The sequence below is a fragment of the Terriglobales bacterium genome (assembly GCA_035764005.1).
Lineage (GTDB): Bacteria > Acidobacteriota > Terriglobia > Terriglobales > Acidobacteriaceae > Gp1-AA112.
This window is the reverse complement of the sequence record DASTZZ010000125.1, coordinates 84,127-103,846: the sequence shown is the minus strand read 5'-3', so window position 1 is coordinate 103,846 and position 19,720 is coordinate 84,127. Positions and strand designations below refer to the sequence as shown.

The 19,720-nt window shown below is 57.1% G+C and carries 7 protein-coding genes and 1 riboswitch; of the genes, 4 read left to right on the top strand and 3 right to left on the bottom strand.

The genetic code is table 11. The annotated features are described in order from the left end of the window. Positions 1–20 precede the first annotated feature (20 nt). Positions 21–110: riboswitch (cyclic di-GMP riboswitch) on the top strand. A gap of 71 nt (positions 111–181) precedes the next feature. The 3 genes from VFU50_21250 to VFU50_21240 all read left to right on the top strand — a co-directional run bounded on the left by VFU50_21250 (position 182) and on the right by VFU50_21240 (position 15,261). Then, positions 182–5,110 (top strand): SdrD B-like domain-containing protein, encoded by a 4,929-nt coding sequence (locus VFU50_21250; GenBank protein ID HEU5235398.1) that lies wholly within the window; start codon positions 182–184, stop codon positions 5,108–5,110. A 5-nt stretch (positions 5,111–5,115) separates the two neighbouring features. Further along, positions 5,116–9,702 (top strand): OmpA family protein, encoded by a 4,587-nt coding sequence (locus VFU50_21245; protein HEU5235397.1) that lies wholly within the window; start codon positions 5,116–5,118, stop codon positions 9,700–9,702. 363 nt (positions 9,703–10,065) lie between these two features. After that, complete coding sequence (locus VFU50_21240) at positions 10,066–15,261, top strand: MG2 domain-containing protein (GenBank protein ID HEU5235396.1); 5,196 nt, start codon at positions 10,066–10,068, stop codon at positions 15,259–15,261. A 269-nt stretch (positions 15,262–15,530) separates the two neighbouring features. On the opposite strand, the gene VFU50_21235 is transcribed toward VFU50_21240, so the two are convergent. After that, positions 15,531–16,067 (bottom strand): GNAT family N-acetyltransferase, encoded by a 537-nt coding sequence (locus VFU50_21235; GenBank protein ID HEU5235395.1) that lies wholly within the window; start codon positions 16,065–16,067, stop codon positions 15,531–15,533. Positions 16,068–16,181: 114 nt separating this feature from the next. Between VFU50_21235 and VFU50_21230 the strand changes: the two genes are divergently transcribed. Continuing rightward, positions 16,182–17,099, top strand: a complete 918-nt coding sequence (locus tag VFU50_21230) for a LysR substrate-binding domain-containing protein (protein HEU5235394.1) — start codon at positions 16,182–16,184, stop codon at positions 17,097–17,099. Between the two features lie 43 nt (positions 17,100–17,142). Here the strand turns inward: VFU50_21230 and nhaR are convergent, their stop codons facing one another. Both nhaR and VFU50_21220 read right to left on the bottom strand, forming a co-directional pair. Next, complete coding sequence (nhaR, locus tag VFU50_21225; protein HEU5235393.1) at positions 17,143–18,042, bottom strand: transcriptional activator NhaR; 900 nt, start codon at positions 18,040–18,042, stop codon at positions 17,143–17,145. 478 nt (positions 18,043–18,520) lie between these two features. Continuing rightward, positions 18,521–19,714 carry a TIM barrel protein gene (locus tag VFU50_21220; protein HEU5235392.1) on the bottom strand — a complete coding sequence of 398 codons (1,194 nt, stop codon included), beginning with the start codon at positions 19,712–19,714 and terminating at the stop codon, positions 18,521–18,523. Positions 19,715–19,720 lie beyond the last annotated feature (6 nt).

Here is a 19,720-nt window from a genome sequence, read left to right as displayed (position 1 = left end):
CAGCTAATTTTTCGACGCGATTCTGACAAAGGCAAAGCCATTGAAAGATGGCGGCGCAAAGTCACCGGTCTAATGGGCTCCGGGGGCCCTATGACGGCGGGACCGCCGGAATCCAGTCCACTGCGTGGACTGACTCGGTCCCACCCGCCGACGAATTGATTGCAACGGGGAACGAGGGCACATGACTTCCAGCAGCACAATTCATGTCCGTGCAGGCTACAGCTGGAGCGCAACCCTGCTCGACAAGCTGCGCCTCTCTCTCTGTTTCCGCGCGCGAGTTCCCGAAATGGGCGATGTAAGGCCCTCCTCTTTTACTCATGGTCTGTTCAAAGGAGCACGCGCGATAAAGAGGATTTCACTTATTTTCGGCATCGTCGCTCTGATGATGGGAGCGAACTCTGCCTTTGCCGCGACGCAGACATGCGCCATTATCACCGGCGGCAATGCCGGTGGTGGGAGAGGGGTTAGTCCCACCTATCTCGCTAATCAAGATGGGCGCGCCAATGAGGGCTGCACCATTTTGATCACGCTCAACGCTGACGGCTCTATCACAACAACTTTCCCCAACCCTGCTCCCTCTTACGACAACGGCCTTGACGACAACATGATTGGTGTCGTGAACAACACCAGTAAAACCATCACCGCCTTGCAGCTCAGTAGCGCAACAGTCGACATTTTTGGTCTCGAAGACGACGGAGTTTGTGACAGCCCGCCGGGATGGACTTTTAGCGCTCTTGGACCGAACCCCAATTGCGCAATCGCAACCGATCCGAGCCGTTATGCTCCCGCGGGAATTAACTACACCATCTTTAACGCCAATAGTGGGATCGTCAATTTCGGCAACGGCGGCATTGCACCAGGTGGTAACTCGTTTTTCAGCCTTGAGGGGGCGCACCTCACGAAGATCGTCGCGGTAGTGATCCCGGGGCTGGCAATTACCAAACAAGTCAGCGTAGTCGGTGGCGGCCCTGCGCTGCCGGGCGCACAGCTTGACTACCTGGTGCACGTGACCAATCCCTCGAACAACCCCCCGAATTTCGCAGCGTCCTCGGTCGTAATCACCGACGATCTTAGCAGCGCGGGTGCTGGTCGTCTCACGTTTGTGAATCCACCGGCGCCCACCATGAACGGCTCGACCACAGGCGTCACAATCGCGGGCTCGGTCCTGACTGCGGACTATTCCACATCGAACGGTCTGTTGCAGCCCGGGCAGTCCATTGACATAAGGTTTCGGGCGCAGATTGCTGCTGCAGTTCCTGCCGGAACGACGCTCACGAATACTGCGCTCGTAGCCTGGAACACCCCCAGACAGACGGCGAGCGCGAGCGCCTCGGTTGATATTGCACAAACCTCCCCACCCAATCTTGTACTGACCAAAACGGGACCGGCGGCGATGAACCCCGGACAGCCGGCACAGTTTGGGCTTAACGTCCAAAATACCGGTGTCGGTGACGCATGGAACGCCACTCTTCTTGATCGATTCCCCACCGGAGCCAGCGGCGGCATGTGCAGCACGACACCGCAGGTGATCAGCGCACAGGTTTTTCAAGCCGATGGAGTCACGGCAGTTCCCGGCAAGGGGCCTCTGGTTGCGGGTACCGATTTTTCGATCAGCTACAACCAGCCCACCTGCGAGCTCACGCTAGCCATGCTCACGGCGGCGGCAACGATCAGCCAGAACCAGCGCTTGATCATTAATTACCAAACCCAGCTCGACGCGAACAGCCAGAATGGCGCTGCCCTCAGCAACGTAGCCGGCGCGATCCAGTGGTTCGACAGCAACAGCACTAATGTCAACCGCAGGACATTCACCGGGCCTTTGACGAACGGCACACCCGGCATCCTGGACAATCAGGACGCCCACACTGTCACCGTCGGCGTCCCCGGCCTCGCCATTACCAAGCAAGTCAGCGTGGTGGGTGGCGGCGCGGCGCTGCCTGGCGGGCAGCTTGACTACCTGGTGCACGTAACCAATACATCGACGAGTCCGGCCACTACGGTCGTAATCACCGATGATCTCGGCAGCGCGGGTGCAGGTCGGCTCACCTTTGTGAACCCAGCGCCAACCATCAACGGCTCAACGACCGGCGTCACGGTCGCCGGTTCCGTACTGACCGCGGACTACTCCACATCGAACGGCCCGTTGCAGCCGGGGCAGTCCATCGACGTGCGCTTCCGGGTGCAGATTGCTGCGGGAGTTCCCGCCGGCACAACTCTCACGAACACCGGCACGGTGACTTGGAACACTCCTCAGCAGACTGCGAGCGCGAGCGCCTCGATTGATATTGGCGGAACCTCAACTCCCAATCTGGTACTGACCAAAACGGGACCCGCGACGATGACTGTCGGGCAGTTGGGACAGTTTGGTCTTAACGTTCAGAATACCGGCGTCAGTGACGCATGGAACACCACGATCCTTGATCGGCTCCCCACCGGCGCCAGTGGCGGCATGTGCAGCACGACACCGCAAGTGGTCAGCGCACAGGTGTTTCAAGCGGACGGAGTCACGGCGGTTGCGGGCAAGGGGCCTCTGGTTGCAGGCACCGATTTTTCGATCAGTTACAGCAAACCCACCTGCGAGCTCACGCTAGCCATGCTCACCGCGGCGGCCACGATCAGCCAGAACCAGCGTTTGATTATCAATTACCAAACCCAACTAGATGCGAGCAGTCAAAATGGCGCAACCCTCACCAACGTCGCTGGCGCCACCCAGTGGTTCGACGGCGATCCCACTATCCCCACCCGCCAAAGCTTCACCCACACGCTGACCGATGGCACGCCAGGCCTCCTCGATTTCCAGGACGCCCACACTGTCACGGTAGGAGTGCCCGGCCTCTCGATTACGAAGCAAGTCAGCGTGGTGGGCGGCGGTGCGGCACAGTCGGGCGGGCAGCTGGACTACCTGGTGCATGTGACCAATGGTTCCGCGAGCCCAGCCACCACAGTCGTAATCACCGACGATCTCAACAGCGCAGGTGCAGGGCGCCTCACGTTTGTGAACCCTCCGGCACCGACGATGAACGGCTCAACTACAGGCGTCACGATAGTTGGCTCTGTACTGACTGCGGACTATTCCACTTCGAACGGTCCGTTGCAGCCTGGCCAGTCCATTGACATAAAGTTCCGAGTTCAAATTGCCGCAGGTCTTGCGGCCGGCACGACGCTCACGAACACGGGCACGGTGACTTGGAACAGTCCTCAGCAGACTGCGAGCGCGAGCGCTTCGATTGATGTCGGCGGAGTTCCCGGTTCGGGACTGTTGAACGGCACTGTGTGGCATGACGCCAACTTCAACAAGACCGTCGACGCTGGCGAGCCGCTACTGCAGGGATGGACAGTTGGGTTGTATCTCAGCGGAGTGCTGTTGCAGTCCGTCGCCACGGACGTGAACGGTGTCTACCATTTCACTGGCATCACGCCGACGAGTGGAACAGATCGGTACGAATTGCGGTTCACGGCACCCGGCGCGGGCCCAAACACCGCCAAGCTCGGCAAAGCCGACTCTGCCTTCACCAACAATCTGCAGCAGATCACCGACATCGTTGTGTCGTCTGGCAGCAACCTGCAGAACCTCAATCTGCCGATCACGCCAAACGGCGTCGTCTACAACTCATCCGCGCGTGTACCGGTTCTCGGGGCGACACTCACCTTGCAGGATGCGCGCAGTGGGTCGCCACTGCCGGCAGCGTGCTTCGACGATCCCGTCCAGCAAGGGCAGGTCACACTCGCAAGCGGCTACTACAAGTTCGACATCAACTTCAGCGACCCGGCTTGTCCGAGCGGTGGTGATTACCTCATTGCAGTAACGGCGCCGCCCGGAGCAACTTACGTTGCGGGCTATTCGCAGATCATCCCGCCGAGCTCGAACGCTTCGACGGCAGCGTTCTCGGTTCCAACGTGTCCAGGCAGCGTCAACGATGCCATTCCGGGAACGACCCTGTTTTGCGAGGCTCAGCCTTCGGAGTTCCCGCCGGCTGCATCTGTAGCACCGCGCAGCGCGGGCACAGCCTATTACGCCCGCTTGCGGCTGGACGGCAGCCGGATACCCGGCACGAGCCAGATATACAACAACCACATCCCGCTCGATCCGCAGCTCGCTGGCTCTCTCGCGATTTCCAAAACGACACCGCTGCTCAACGTGACGCGCGGCCAGCAGGTTCCGTACGTGATCACCGTAAACAACGCTGCCGAGACGCTCATCACGGGCGTGAGCATCGTGGACGACATGCCGGCGGGATTTAGATACGTCCCGCATTCTGCGCTTCTCGACGGCGTGCAGACCGAGCCGTCAATCGTTGGCAATGAACTTCGCTGGAACGGCGTCACCATCGCGGGCACCCAGGCACGCACCTTGAAACTACTGCTCACAATCGGCGCCGGCGTCACCGAGAGCGAATACGTGAACCGCGCGCAGGCCCTGAACACAGTAAACGGAACCCCCATGTCGGGTGTAGCAACCGCTACCGTGCGCGTCACGGCCGATTCCACGTTCGATTGCACCGACGTGACCGGCAAGGTCTTCAACGACGCCAACCGCAACGGGATTCAGGACGAGGGTGAAAAAGGTTTGACGGGCGTGCGTGTGGTAACGCCGACCGGGCTGGAAGCAACGACGGATCAGTACGGGCGATACCACATTACATGCGCGATCACGCCCTATGACAGCCGCGGCAGCAATTTCGTGATGAAGCTCGACGACCGCACATTACCCAGCGGTTACCGATTGACGACCAATCAGGTGCAGATCAAGCGCGCCACACGCGGCAAAGCATTGCAGTTGAATTTCGGCGCGTCGATTTACCGGGTGGTCGGAATTGATCTCTCCGATGCCGTGTTCGAGCCGGGTACGACTGAAATCCGTCTCCAGTGGCGGCCGCGCCTGAACACACTCCTTGAAGAACTGCGCAAGTCGCCATCGATTCTGCGCCTGTCCTACATCGCAGACACAGAGGATGCGGCACTGGTTGACCGGCGCATGGAAGCGATCAAGCGTCAGTTGACCAAGGATGCAGCGGGTGACAGTCAGACGCTCACCATCGAGCCTGAAGTCTTCTGGCGTCTTGGTGGCCCGCCCAAACGGACCAACGTGTCCGTGCCGGGGAGCAGGTGAACCGCATGAGCAAACAGCATCGCTTATCGCTGATTGTCGGATTCCTGGTATTGACCGCCTGCGCGGGTACTGCTCAGGTCCGCACTGTCACGCCCGGCGAACCGGTCGAGCGGCATCTGTCCCCCGACCAGAAGCCGAAGGAATGGTCGTTGAACTCCGATGGGGGCGATCACACGAAGGCCATAAAGGTGTGCCGCGTGGAGACCGTCTGCAAGATGCGATTCAAGGACGGCGTCACACCGCGAATGCGCGTCAAGAATCTCGTTGCACCACTGCACTATGACACAGAGAACATTCCCATTTCGGAAACGTTCATTACGCAGGTAAGGCAAGCGCTCGACACTCTGCAAGATAAGCATAATGTGACAGTCCGGTTCATCGGTTACACAGACAACGGACAGCTGAATGAGCGCGACCAGCGCATTTATGGAGACCAACTGTCGTTCTCGAAAGCGCGGGCTCACCGCGTCGCGCTGGCTATGCAGCAGGCGTTAGGATTGCCCGCGTCCGCGATCGAAAGCGAGGGGCGCGGCGCCTCACAACCGATTGCCCCTAACGCAACCGAGCAGGGACGGACGTTGAATCGTCGCGTCGAAGTGGAATTCTGGTACGACGATGCTCTCCAGGAGTTGCCGGAGGAGCCGCAACTCTGCCCCGGCGACGTTCAGGAAATAAAGACCAAAGTTTACGATCCGCCATGGGGAAGCATTCCGACGCTCGAGCTTGAGAACGGCCAGCCAATCATTCCGCCTGGTTACGCCGCGGCCCTGCATCGCGCGCTAACGGACATCGCGGGCCGGACCAACGCCCGACTGAGGTTTATTGGTTACACGAAGGACGAGCGCCTCGACCGCCGAACCGCGTCCGTCTATGGCGATGACATTGGCCTTTCCGCAGTGCGAGCGCAGCGCGCCATGGACATCGTGATGAAGGATCCGATTTTGTCGGGTGCTCGGGCTGAACACGAGGGACGCGGCTATGTCCAATCCGACGACGTTGTGAACACCGGCTTCACCGAGGGACAGGAGTCGTTCGTGCGCGTGCAAGTCGTGTATGACGAGCCGGTACCGTTGGACAATTACGAAGGCGTTGACGTCACGCGTCTCAACCAGGAGATCAGTCCAAAGAGTCCCTACGAGCTTAACGTGATGCACATCACCGTCGACGGCAAGCCGATCGACGACAAAGACCGCAGCTCTTCCGACATTCAGCGCTGCACGGACGTCGCGCTCGACAATGCCAACATTCAGTTCCATTTTGACAATCTCGAATCGCGGCCGCGACTTGCTGTCGCCGCACATCCCGTGGCTGTGGCCGTAAGCAACGTGGACAACGTTCCCGTGGCATCGCCCGTACATTTCCGCATGTACAACAACTATTCGGCCTTTATCGCGCGTGCTGAAATCCGAGTATTCGAGCAGGAACAGTCATTGCAGACAACACCGCTTGAAATCATCGCAATCGACGACTCGGGATTCGCGGAATGGCAGCCGGCGATAAAAACTCTTGCAGGAGGCGCACGGGAACTCAAGTACCTGCTGCGCGCCTACGACTCGAAAGGCAATTTCGACGAAACGGATGCGCGTCCACTGTGGTTATACCGAGAGAGGTTGCCGGCGGATGCTACGACATCCGATGCGACGTGGCAGCACGAGCTGCTGGCTGCATACGGAGAGAACCAACTGGTGCGCCATCACATTCCGCTCGGCAGCGGTACGGTGAAGGTGCAGGGAAGCGGCGTACCGGCGGACCATAAAGTATGGCTTGCCGGCCATCCCGTTCCGGTCGATCCGCAAGGCAAGTTCGCGGCGGAGGAAATCCTTCCGGCCGGCACGCACACGGTCGAAGTTGCGGTGCTCGATGATGGCGGCAACGGCTCGCTGTATCTTCGCGATCTGGAGTTCAAGCGCAGAGACATCTTCTATGTAGGCGTCGCCGACCTCACGGTTTCCCCGAACAGCGGGTCGGCAAATCCTCTGCAGGGACAGAACGCCCTGCAGCCTGACGATTCGAAGTTTGATGGCCGACTGGCATTCTTCGTGAATGGCAAAGTCAGTGATCGCTGGCATTTGACCGCTAGCGCAGATACGCGCGAAGGACCAGTGAAAGGCCTGTTCAGCAACTTCCTCGACAAATCGCCCGATTCGCTATTTCGACGTATCGATCCCGATTACTACTATCCGACGTTCGGTGACAACGGTGTGGTGAAGGAAATGGCACCGACGTTGGGTAAGTTCTTCGTCAAGGCAAGCCATGGCGAGAGCTACGCGATGTGGGGGAACTTCAGCGCTGGTTATCAGGGCAACGAGATCGCTCAAGTCGACCGCGGCCTGTATGGAGCGAACGGACACTATGTATCCGAATCCACGACGAGGTTCGGCGAGCGACGGATCAACATCGACGGATTCGCTGCCGAACCGGGAACGCTCCCGAGCTACGAGGAACTGCGAGGAACCGGAGGGTCGCTCTACTTCCTGCACCATCAGGACATCCTGACTGGCTCCGAGCGGATACGCATCGAGATCCGCGACAAGGATTCGCGCATCGTCACAGGAGTAGTGAACCTGCGTCCCACCGTGGACTACGACATCGACTACCTGCAAGGTCGCCTGCTGCTTACTGAGCCGCTCTCGTCGACTGCTAACGACGACCTGCTGGTGCGCAGCAGCGGATTGAGCGGTGGCGAGGCGTATCTAGTGGTGCAGTATGAGTACACTCCAGGCTTGGACAAACTGGATGCACTCGCTACAGGCGGCCAGGGCCATTACTGGTTGAACGACCATATTGGGTTCGGTCTGACTGGCAACCAGAATAAAGATGGCGATACCAACAGCAACCTCGCCGCAGGCGACCTGACTTTGCGGATGAGCGCCAATTCATGGCTCAAGATGCAAACGGGGCGGAGTGAGGGTCTGGTCTCGGGGTTGCAACAGTCCAATGATGGTGGATTCGGGTTCCAAAGCCCTACCGACGCCTCCACGACCAACGCCGCTGCGGGTGCTTACCGCGCCGACCTCAGTCTCGGCATCGGCGACTTCTTGAAGGGTCGCGATGGCCGCTTCACCTTCTACACGCAACACCTCGACGCGGGTTATTCGGCTCCTGGGCAAGCGACATTCAAAAATACCGAACAATACGGCGGCACATTGAAGATGCCGGTGACTAACCGCTTGAGCCTCACGGCCAAAGGCGATCAGAGGACCGAGGACCAAGGGCTCGAGACTCGCGCGGTCGAATTGGACATGGGCTTTAAGCTGACCGACCGGTGGAGCTTCAGCTCTGGAGTGCGCGACGATCTGCGCAAGGATCGCTCGCCGCTAGTGCCACTGACCCAAGAACAAGGTGAGCGCACCGACGCTGTCGCGCAAGTGAAGTTCGATCCGGGCGGGGTTTGGCGTGCGTATGGCTTCGTCCAAGACACGGTCGCGGCAAACGGGAACCGACTCGACAACCGTCGCATCGGCGCCGGGGGCTCTTATCGGCTGACGGAACGCTTCAAGATCGACGGGGAAGCTTCCAATGGAGATCTTGGGCTAGGTGGAAAAATCGGCACCAGCTTCCTGTATTCCGACCGGACTAATCTTTACCTGAACTATTCGCTTGAAAACGAGCGGGCCGACAATGGCCAGGAAGTCCGCCAAGGCAGCTTAATTTACGGAGAGAAGAGACGGCTCTCTGATAGCTCGAGCGTCTACGTCGAGGAGCGATACCAGGATGGCGGATCGATGAGCGGTCTCACGCACGCCACCGGAATCAATCTCGTAACGAAAGAGCGTTGGAATTTCGGAGGCAGCGCGGAATTCGGAAAGCTTCGCGACGCGCAGACCGCCGCCGCAACTAATCGCAAGGCGGCTGGAATCCATATGGGCTATGGCCGCGAAAAGATTCAGTTCTCGAGTGCCGTCGAGTATCGTCGTGACGATGCGGAACAACTCGACCTTACACACACAATAAGAAACTTGTTGCTGTTCCGTAACAACTTCAAACTTCAACTCACGCCCGACTGGCGAATGCTTGGCAAGCTGGACTATTCGATCAGTGATAGCTCTCTCGGCGAATTCTTTGGAGGCGGCTACACCGAGGCCGTGATCGGTTACGCGTATCGTCCTGTGCTGCATGATCGGTTGAGCGCGTTGGCCAAATATACGTACTTCTATAACGTACCAACCACGGACCAGATCACGGCGCAGAATACCTCGGCCGAGTTCCTTCAGAAGAGCTACATCGGATCTCTCGATGTGACCTACGACCTCACCTCCAAATGGTCAATCGGCGGCAAGTACGCCAACCGCATCGGAGAGGTGAGCCTTGATCGTACGCAGCCGCAGTTCTTCGAGAGTCCCGCGCATCTCGGCGTGTTGCGCCTAGACTGGCAGTTCATCACAGGCTGGGAGAGCATGGCCGAGGTGCGAATGCTCGACCTTCCCGATATCACTCAAACGCGCAGCGGCGCGCTGGCAGCGATCTATCGTTACCTCGGCAAGAACCTAAAGGTCGGCGCAGGCTACAACTTCACCGACTTCTCCGACGACCTAACCGACCTGAAGTACAACCACAGAGGCGTCTTTTTCAATTTCATCGCGACCAGGTGAGGCGTGCGGGGCCTCTCCGAAGCGGTGGTGGCAATCCTGAAATCAAGAGCTGCCAAACCGTAACCTGTTCTCGGTTTTCGGTGTCTATTCCATCGCAGTGGAACCGAGCGTCTGCGATTTATTCGCGCAAGCCGGATGAACTCAGGCGTTCTTCTCTGCAATTAGCTCCCTACCGGAGCTAACTGTGTCCTTCGGGAGACTGCGATGGACTATGCCCATTCTTGCACCCGTTCCCCGCGATTTTGGTTTCTATTCTGCGCCATGCTGGTAGCAATAGCTGCCACAACGCCAACAACGCGCATTTTCCAGGCAAGAGCGAACGACGCATTGCCAGTTGCGACTTACACGCACGGAATACTACACATGACCATCCCCTACGACGCCGACCATCCCGGCGCCGGAGAGCTCACAGTCGAGGTGCTCGACCCCGAAGACCATGTCTTGGGTGAGGCAAAGCAGAGCGAAATAGTCGCGCGCTCGCGCGGAAGCTGGCGACAGGAGATCAAATTAGCAAAGCCGCTCGCCATCGATGAACTCGTCTGGGAGCGCGTACGCTACCGCTTCGAATACGGCGACGGCAAGCATGCGGCAATTGAAGGCACTGAATCCATTTCGCACATAATACGCACGCCTGTGATCCATATTCTTGGGCAGCAGTCCTATCTCGCGGGTGGCGAGGCTGCCGTGCGCGTCATCGTTACCGACACGAAGAACGAAATCATTCCCGGACGCGGATCGGTACAGATCGAGCTGCTCAAGCCGAATGCAAAATCCACAACACTAATAATGCAGGACGGCCCTGAACGTGAGTCGCAAGACTCGCGTCTATTGTTCACCGGCCGTCTGAATCACCGTGGCACAACGGAAGCTCAGTTCCGTTTCCCTGCGGGCCTGACCGGCAGTTATCAACTGAGATATTTGGTCGACACCTCAATTGGCTCGTCGGAACTTACTCAGAATGTTCGGCTGGATGAGAAAGCGTCAATCCTGCTGACTACCGAAAAGCCCATCTATCAGCCCGGGCAGACCATTCACATGCGCATTCTGGCGCTGGACCGCTCGAATCACGATGCGGTCGCGAGCCGAAAGCTCACCTTCGAAGTGGAAGACTCACGCGGTAATAAAGTTTTTAAGAGAGCAACGCAGACCGACAAATTCGGAGTCGCGTCCGCGGAATTTTCTCTGGCCGATGAGGTGAATCTCGGCACGTATCATGTGCGCGCGTTGATGGGAGAAGCTGACGCGCCAACGAACTCAGCAGAAATCGCTTTGAATGTCGAGCGTTATGTTTTGCCGAAGTTCAAGGTGGCGGTCGAGTTTGCGGACAAAGACAACAAGGCGAAGCACGGATACCGTCCGGGCGATCACGTAGTAGGCACGGTTCATGCCAACTACTTTTTCGGCAAGCCGGTTGACGACGCCGAGATCGAAGTCAAAGCATCATCGATGGATGTCGCCATCTACGATGTCGGTTCAAGCACAGGGAAAACCGATACCGAGGGCACGTATCGGTTCGATCTCAAATTGCCCATGTACTTCGCCGGACGTGCGTTCGACCATGGCGCTGCGCGCGTTCTGATCGAGGCCACGGTTAAGGATTCCGCCGGCCATTCGGAAACGCGCGGCGAGCCCATTACCGTGAGTGATTCGCCAATCGTTGTCACCGCAGTTCCGGAAGGCGGGACGTTGATTCCCAATCTGGAAAACCAAATATTCATTCTGACCTCATATGCTGACGGAAAGCCTGCAAAAACGAATCTCACCATCCATCTGGATGGGGGCGGCGACGAGCGGGTGACTAGCGACGAAGGCGGAGTCGCCGTCGTCCGAATGCATGCCAAATCCGGAACGCAGACGCTGAAAGTTGATGCCGCTGATACCCAAGGCAATCAAGCATCTACCGACGTAAAGCTCGAAGCCCGCACCGGTGATGAACAGATTCTGCTGCGCACCGAACGCGCGATTTATCGTGCCGGCGATCGCATTCAACTGAAGGTTCTGTCCACGAAGGAACGGGGAACCGCATACATCGATGTGGTGAAAGAAGGCCAGACCGTCCTGACGCGAGACGTGGACCTCGTGAATGGACAAGCTGAGCTGTCGCTGGCGGCCACGCCCGATCTTGCAGGCACGGTGGACGTCAATGCGTACCTGTTTGGCCGCGATGCGCGACCCGTAAGTGATCATCGCCTGGTCTTCGTACAGCCAGCCGACGAGTTAAAGATCCAGGCGTCCACCGACGGCGCGGTATACAGACCCGGCGACGAAGCCAGAGTTCACCTGCGGGTTACAAATTCGCATGGAGATGGCGTCAGTGCCGCTTTGGGATTGCAGGTCGTCGACGAGGCCGTCTTCGCGTTGGCGGAAAAGCAGCCTGGATTCGCCAAGGTCTTCTTCTATCTCGAACAGGAAGTGATGAAGCCTCGCTATGAGATCCACTCCGTCGGAATGCAGGAGATCGTCGAGCCTGCCGAGGAATCAAAGCTCGAGCAGAAAGATCGTGCGGCGCGTGCTCTGTTCTCGGCGACTGAGCTGCTGGACGGAAATAAGTTCGAAACGGAGTTTGGTCGCACTGTGCCGATGACGAAGTATCCCGAGTATTTCAGCCGTTATCAGGCAGCGTTTCGAACGCAGGTGGAACAGCTGGCGAGTCGTCTGACTGCTGAGGCAAAGGCGGAGCAGACCTCCGACCTGGCAAAAGTCTTCGAGAAATTGAAGCAAGCACAGGTGCGGGAAGTGCACGATTCATGGGGAAACGAACTTCGTTTGGAGCGAGCAAGCTGGTTTGGTGGCAAGGGTCACTATCTTGTGCGCAGTCCCGGTGGCGACCGGCAGTTTTATTCTGCCGATGATATGGCGGCTTACCTTGAGATTCGCCGTGGAATTGTCGCCGGACCTCCCGATCCGAATCACATTGAATTGAAGATGGAGCACGACCGCGGGCCGTTCAACGGTCGTGCCGAGATTGCGGGAACAGTAATCGATCCCAGCGGAGCGGTGGTTCCCGGCGCGAGTGTTGAGGTACGCACCGTGGGCAGCGGCAGAAAGCGCATAGCTCACGCCAACAATGCGGGACAGTTCAGTCTTCCCGCGCTGCCTCCCGGCGAATATACGGTTCAGATCATCTCGCCGGATTTCCAAAGCGCCCAGATGCAGGGAATCGCTCTTCAAGCTCGAGACCGGGCGGTGCTTTCGGTCACTCTGCAGATTGGTGAGTCGACAGAGACCGTTGAAGTCACTGCCGCCGCCCCGGCTGGGATTGCGGGAGGAGTCATGGGCGGAATTGTCGGTGCAGTGGTACCCGGCCGTCAGTTCGACAGAATGGAGGAATTTGCCCAGCTGCGAAGAGCTCCAGCCGCTCCTTTACCGGTGATGGCGAAAAATAGTGCCGTACTCGTAAGCGCAGCTAATAAGACCGATGGCTCACCAGCAGTACATGTACGGTCCTACTTTCCGGAAGCGCTTTATATCAATCCCGAGATCATTACCGACAAAAACGGACGCGCCAGCATCTCGATTCCACTCGCTGATTCGATTACCACGTGGCGCATGGCCATGTTGGCCTCTACGGTGCGCGGAGCGCTGGGGAGCGCAACCTCGAGCGTAAAAGTCTTTCAGGACTTCTTCGTCGATCTCGACATGCCGGTCACGCTCACGCAAGGGGATCGAGTTTCGATTCCCGTTGCGGTGTACAACTATTCGCCTGCGAAAGGCGAGGTCGACCTCCAGTTACACGAGGACAAATGGTTCGCGCTCGTTGACGATGTCTCTGAGAAGAGCGTGTCTGTGGATTCTGCTCGTGTGGGTGGATCGCAGTTCACTCTGGAAGCCAGGCACATCGGCAAATTCAAGCTGATGCTGACGGCGAACATGAAAGGCGATGCGGCTCGCGCCGACGTTGTGGTTCGCGAGATCGAAGTCGTGCCCAATGGCCGCGAGCAGAGCGTTGTGTTCAACGGGCGTCTTGAGAACCAGATCGAGCACGAGGTCAGTTTCCCCCAAACCTCCATTCCTGAAGCGAGCAAGATCTTCGTCCGGCTCTATCCCGGGCCGCTGAGTCAGGTGGTCGAAGGCATGGATAGTCTGCTGCGTATGCCTTATGGCTGTTTCGAGCAAACTTCTTCAACCACGTATCCCAACGTTCTCGCTCTCGATTACATGAAACGCACAAAGAAGCTCACTCCTGAAGTCCACGCGAAAGCCGAAGGATTCATCGCCAACGGCTACCAGCGGCTGCTGACCTTCGAAGTGCCGGGCGGCGGGTTTTCCTGGTTTGGGAACGCTCCGGCCAACAAGGTCCTGACGTCGTATGGGCTGATGGAGTTCTACGACATGTCGAAGGTCCATGACGTGGATCCCAAACTGATCCAGCGCACGCAACAATGGCTCGCATCGCAGCAGCAGTCGGATGGAAGTTGGAAGCCGGACGCTGGCGGCATTAGCGAGGGTGCAATCAATCGTTACACGAAAGACGTCGAGAGGATCACCGCTTACATCGCCTGGTCTCTCGAAAATACAGGCTATCAGGGACCTGAAGTGGAAAAAGCGAGGCGCTTTGTTGAGGACCACATGGACGGCAAGATGGATGCGTACACTCTGGCCGTGATCGCAAACTTCGCGGTCGATTATCAGAAAGACCTAAATTTCACACGCCAGGCCATGCAGCTTCTGCTCGATGCTCGCACCGAAAAAGACGACCAGGCTTGGTGGAGCGCAGAAGAGACCAGCGTCTATGCAACCGGCGCCAGCGCAGCGGTCGAGACCACGGGCCTCGCCGTTCAAGCACTTCTCAAATGGGGAGAGGCATCGGAGACCACACGTAAAGCCCTTAGTTACATCGCCGCAAAGAAAGATGCCGCCGGTACCTGGGGCACGACGCAGGCTACGATCATGGCATTGCGTGCGCTGCTCCTCAGTACCGAAAAGGGAGCGGCTAACGTTCGCGGCACGGTCGAGGTGCTCCTCAACGGCAAATCCGTTGAGAAGCTCGACTTGACTCCTCAGAACAATGATCTGCTCCACCAGTTTGTCTTTAGGAACATCGACGAGAAGAGTCCCAATTCGGTACAAATCCACTTCAATGGAAAAGGAGGCCTGGCCTATCAGGTGGTTGGAAGCTATTTTCTGCCTTGGGAGGAGAAGCCGATGAACGAAGCCATGTCGATCGACGTGGCGTATGACCGAACCCATCTCGCCCAGAACGATATCGCAACCGCTACCGCGACCATCAGGAACAATCTTCCCAAAAACGCGAATATGGTGATGGTCGATCTCGGCATCGCCCCAGGATTCGACCTGCTCAGTGAAGACTTGCAGGCGTATCAGGAGAAGAGTAAGGGACTCAAGAGCGGACGGCTGGAGAAGTTCAGTCTCACATCGACTCAAGCTATCCTGTATTTCGATTCCTTCGCTCCCGGCGAGACAGTCAAGCTGCGCTTCCGCCTGCGAGCGAAATATCCGATCCGCGCTCGCACCTCCCGATCGCGGGTGTATGAGTACTACGATCCGCACGTAAGCGCGGTAGCGCGTCCCGTACAGTTGGAAGTTCGAAAGTCGTGAAGGTCCAGGTCAAAATGAAGCAGTAAGCCTCGGCCCAACGCTTTTGCCGAAATAGCGGATCAGGCGAAAGAAGAAAGTAGTTGTGTTGAGCAAAATCGCCGCACAACAAACGTACAATGAATCCGGCATTGCAGGGCGTTTGCGCAATCTGGATATTGTGCGTTCCAGCGAAAATCAATAGTGTGCCTGTTTTCAGCTGACCTGGAGCCCGATCCCGACTAGCTCCACCATTGAAACAATCGCTTATCATCCAGCTCGGTGCTTGGGATCTAAATCTTCATTTCCATAAACACGTTGGCTCGAGCATATGGCGACGGAATTACATGGTCAGGCGATACGTGTTCGAAGCCCACCGACTCGTAGAGGTGAATCGCATTTGCCAGCTTGCGATTGGTTTCGAGGTATAAGCGCGAGGCACCCAGTTTTCTTGCTTCGGTAATTGCATACTCGAGCAGCTTGCGGCCAATTCCTTTTCCGCGCAAATCTTCGGAAACCGCCATCTTGGCGAGCTCAAATCCTTCCGGCTCCATTGGCAGCAAGGCGCAGCATCCCACGGCCACTTCGCCGGCGATTGCCATGAATGTGTGGCCGCCCAAGCAAAGGATATTGTGAACCGGATCGTTCAAAACCTTACGATCGGCTTCCTCAATGACGAAGTATTTGGCAATCCACGCCTCGTTCAATGCGCGGAATGCGACCTCGTCACCTGGTTGAAATGGCCGGATTACAACTTCAGACAAACCAGCGATTTGATCGCCATAGGTCACAGGTAAACTCGAACGGCTACGCTGTACTGATGTTTCCATATCAGGAAATCTATCTGTGGGTGATTCATATGTCCAATATCTTGTTAATTGGAATCAATACATATTGCATATTATTAGAAGTGACGTCGCTCCTCAAAGGAAAGAGCGAATCTCATGCCCGACATTGAACTTCGTCATCTTCGTTATTTCGTGGCGGTAGCCGAGGAACTGCATTTCGGCCGGGCAGCGGAACGTCTTCACCTGGCCCAACCTCCGCTGTCGCAGCAGATTCGCAAACTTGAAGAGATCGTCGGACATCCGCTTTTTACCAGAACATCACGCGCAGTAAAGTTGACGAGCGCAGGTGAGAGCTTCTTTAATCAGGCACGCCGAACTCTTCGTAAGGTTGAGGATGATTTGGAAGAGGCCCGCAGCATCGGGCGCGGAGAAGTTGGGTTCCTGAGAGTCGGTTTCATCGGATCGAGCATGCTCACGCGATTGCCGGCGATGCTTGGCCGCTATCGCGCGCAGTTTCCCAAAGTGAACCTGCAGTTGCGCGAGTTCCACACCTCAGGCGTAATTGAAGGATTGCTCGAAAGCACTCTCGACGTTGGCTTTCTCCGCGACAGCGGGCCGGTCGAAGGCCTTGAAATCGAACCATTGTTTTCCGAACCGTTCATTGCAGTCGTTCCCAGCAGGCATCCACTGGCTCGACGCAAGACTCTTAGCGGCGCCGAGCTGCACGATGAACCTTTTGTGTTCTTCAGTCCGCTGGCAAGTCAGCGCGCCTACAAAAAAACCGTTTCTATCTGCGAGGCTCACGGTTACCGTCCGCGCGTTGTTCAGGAAGCGCCACAATGGCTGACGATCTTGCGTCTGGTCGGCGCCGGCCTGGGAGTGACCATTGCTCCAGCTTGCGTCCAGCGCATCGCCACGCCCGACGTGTCATGCAAGCGGCTGACGTTCTCATCTGCCCGGAATCGCGTCTGCAGCGATATCGAACTCGCGTTTCGAGTAGACGACAACCGAGCCATCCTTCAGACCTTCTGCGCTCTGGCGCGAAGCAAGCTAGCGCAGCGCTCGCTACACTAGCTTGTTCAAGGATGCGGGTGAGTACCTCTGGGACTTGGCCTGGCTATTTGAACAACTCCCGCCTTGCCGCGTTTGAAATCGCCACCACCGCGGGATGCTGCAGCTTGCGTTCTGCGGAGATGGCATAGAACTGCATTTGGACTTTGTCTGTATGTCCGATCTTTGCCAGTCCTCTCAGTTTGTCTGGCTGCTTTTCGAAAACGGAAGGCATAGGAAAGATCGCGCTTCCAGTTTCGCCGAAGGCGCGCAGCAGAGCGTAGTCTTCGAATTCACCAACGATCATGGGATGGAGGCTCTCGGTCTCAAACCACAGATCCAGGTTTCGACGAAGAGCCGTATTGTCTGTGGGCAGAAACATCGGAGATCCATCCAGGCTCTTAGGAAAGTTTTTGCGAAACCTTTGCGCCAGCTTGGGATTTGCGACGAAGATCACACCGCACTCGCCGAGCAGGTGACTGTAGGCTCTGATGCTCAAGCTAGGATCGACCGGCGAATCTGAAAGTACGAGATCGAGTTCATGAGTCGCGAGCCGCGCCAGAAGATTGTCCGATGCAGCCTCGCGGCAGACCACGCGAACGTTTTCTTCGAGATGCAGCGCCGGTTCGATCAGCAGTTGCGCAATGACCTTTGGCATCACGTCGACGATGCCAATATCGAGGCGCAGCGGCCTGCCTACCGGGCGATTCTTCACTACGTCCAGCAACTCGCGGCCAAGCGAGAAAATGTCGTCGGCGTAGCTGAACACCGTCCTGCCGGTCTCGGTTAACACAAGCCGCCTGCCCGATCGCTCGAGCAGACGCTCTCCCAGCTGATCTTCAAGAATCTTCAGCTGCGTGCTGATCGCGGGAGGTGAGATTCGCAGCTCGGCCGCGGCTTTGTGGATGCTGCCTGCGCGCACGACCGTCCAGAAGTAAAGCAGGTGATGATAGTTCAGCCATTCCATTTGCCGCGTTCCTGTTTTAGCACAAGCCGCGAAGCCGCGCGAGATGTCGACACTATTCGCGTTGCGACCTGGATATTCAGGTGGCGAGTCCAAAGCACAATTTGTTGCAGTGACCTCTTACGGTGAGACAAGTGAGAAGTTCCCGCGTTGCCGTTGTCAATAGAAACACGAGCGTGCGGGTGATCTGTGCCACGTTTAGCACTCTCGTCAAGAAGTGGAAAATGTTGAGCTGCGAGTGGCGCGGGGGATTGAGTCTGTATATCTTCGCCGAATCTCGGAGTAAGATCAGCACCTCCGCATGTGTCTGATTTGGCTGAGAACTTGCACCCACGGTATTCGCCAGCCGTACGATTGCGGAGCAAATGATCGTTGCGATGCTCATTGCGACGTTTACTAAGCTTCGCCGCAATTCGACTCCTGCTGACTGCGAGGGGGCATAACGATGCTACGCTCCAGAGCCACAGTACCAGAAGGTTTCCTACGCGTACGACGCTACTGCCCCCACGTTGCGCTCACGACGATCTTTGATAGCTCGCTCCAGGTATCCGCTTTCCGTGAACGCCTGCAGCGGGTCTTGAGGTAGCCGGCGCGCCTGTCGCCACTCACGGACAAGCGGACGAACGTCCTGCCAAAACGCGCTTCGAAAACATTCCTCAGCTTCTATCAACGAGCAGGGATCCTGCAGATCGGCCAAGTGATCATGATCAACCAGAGCCGCTCTCGCATACAGCTCTTGTGCGACGCACACCGTTTGAATCATGGCCTCGATCTTGCCTTTCAAATTGTGGCTTTGATCGATCATGAAGGCAACATCAGGAGGCGTTCCGGTTTCCCATTCTTGAACCAGAAGCTCGTGAAATATGCGAAAGACCTGGTATGGATCGATGGAGCCTAGAGTCAGGTCGTCATCGGCGTAGCGGCGATCATTGAAATGGAATCCGCCCAGCATATCCTGGTGTAGTAGCCAGGCAACGATCTGCTCGATGTTTTGTGATTGATAGTGATGCCCAGTATCGACAAGAACAAAGGCTTGTGGCCCTGCATTCCTGGCGAGAACCAGTGCCATGCCCCAGTCAGCAATATCTGTGTGGTAGAAAGCCGGCTCAAAGGGTTTGTATTCGATTAAAAGACGTTGCCTGGGATGCAGCGCGGCATGAACTTCTTTCAGTCCTTCTTCGAACCATTCAATTCGTTTGCGAATACTCTGCGTTCCAGGATAGTTAGATCCGTCAGCAAACCAAGGCGAGATGTCGCGACTGCCCAGAGCATCGGCGATCTCGACGCACTCAAGAATGTGATTCAGTGCTTTGCGGCGAATGTCGGGATCGGGGTTGCCCAGCGATCCGTATTTATATTCCTGATCCTGGAATACATTTGGATTGATCGAGCCCGGAAGCACACCATACTTTTCCGCAAGCTTCTGGACTTTCGCTACGTCGCGCAAACCATTGGGCAGGTCCCATTCAACGTGCAGGGCCAGGGTCGGGCACACGCCCGTGAGACGATTGACCTCGGCAGCATCACTGAATTTTTCCTCGATACAAGTAGCCGCGGCCAATTGAATGAATTTGCCGAAGCGCGTTCCAGTGTTAGCGAAGCCCCACGAGGGAATCTCGATTTTCAGCTTGTCTAAGGATCGGAAGACGATCTCGCCCACCCTGTCGTTCTCCATTTACAC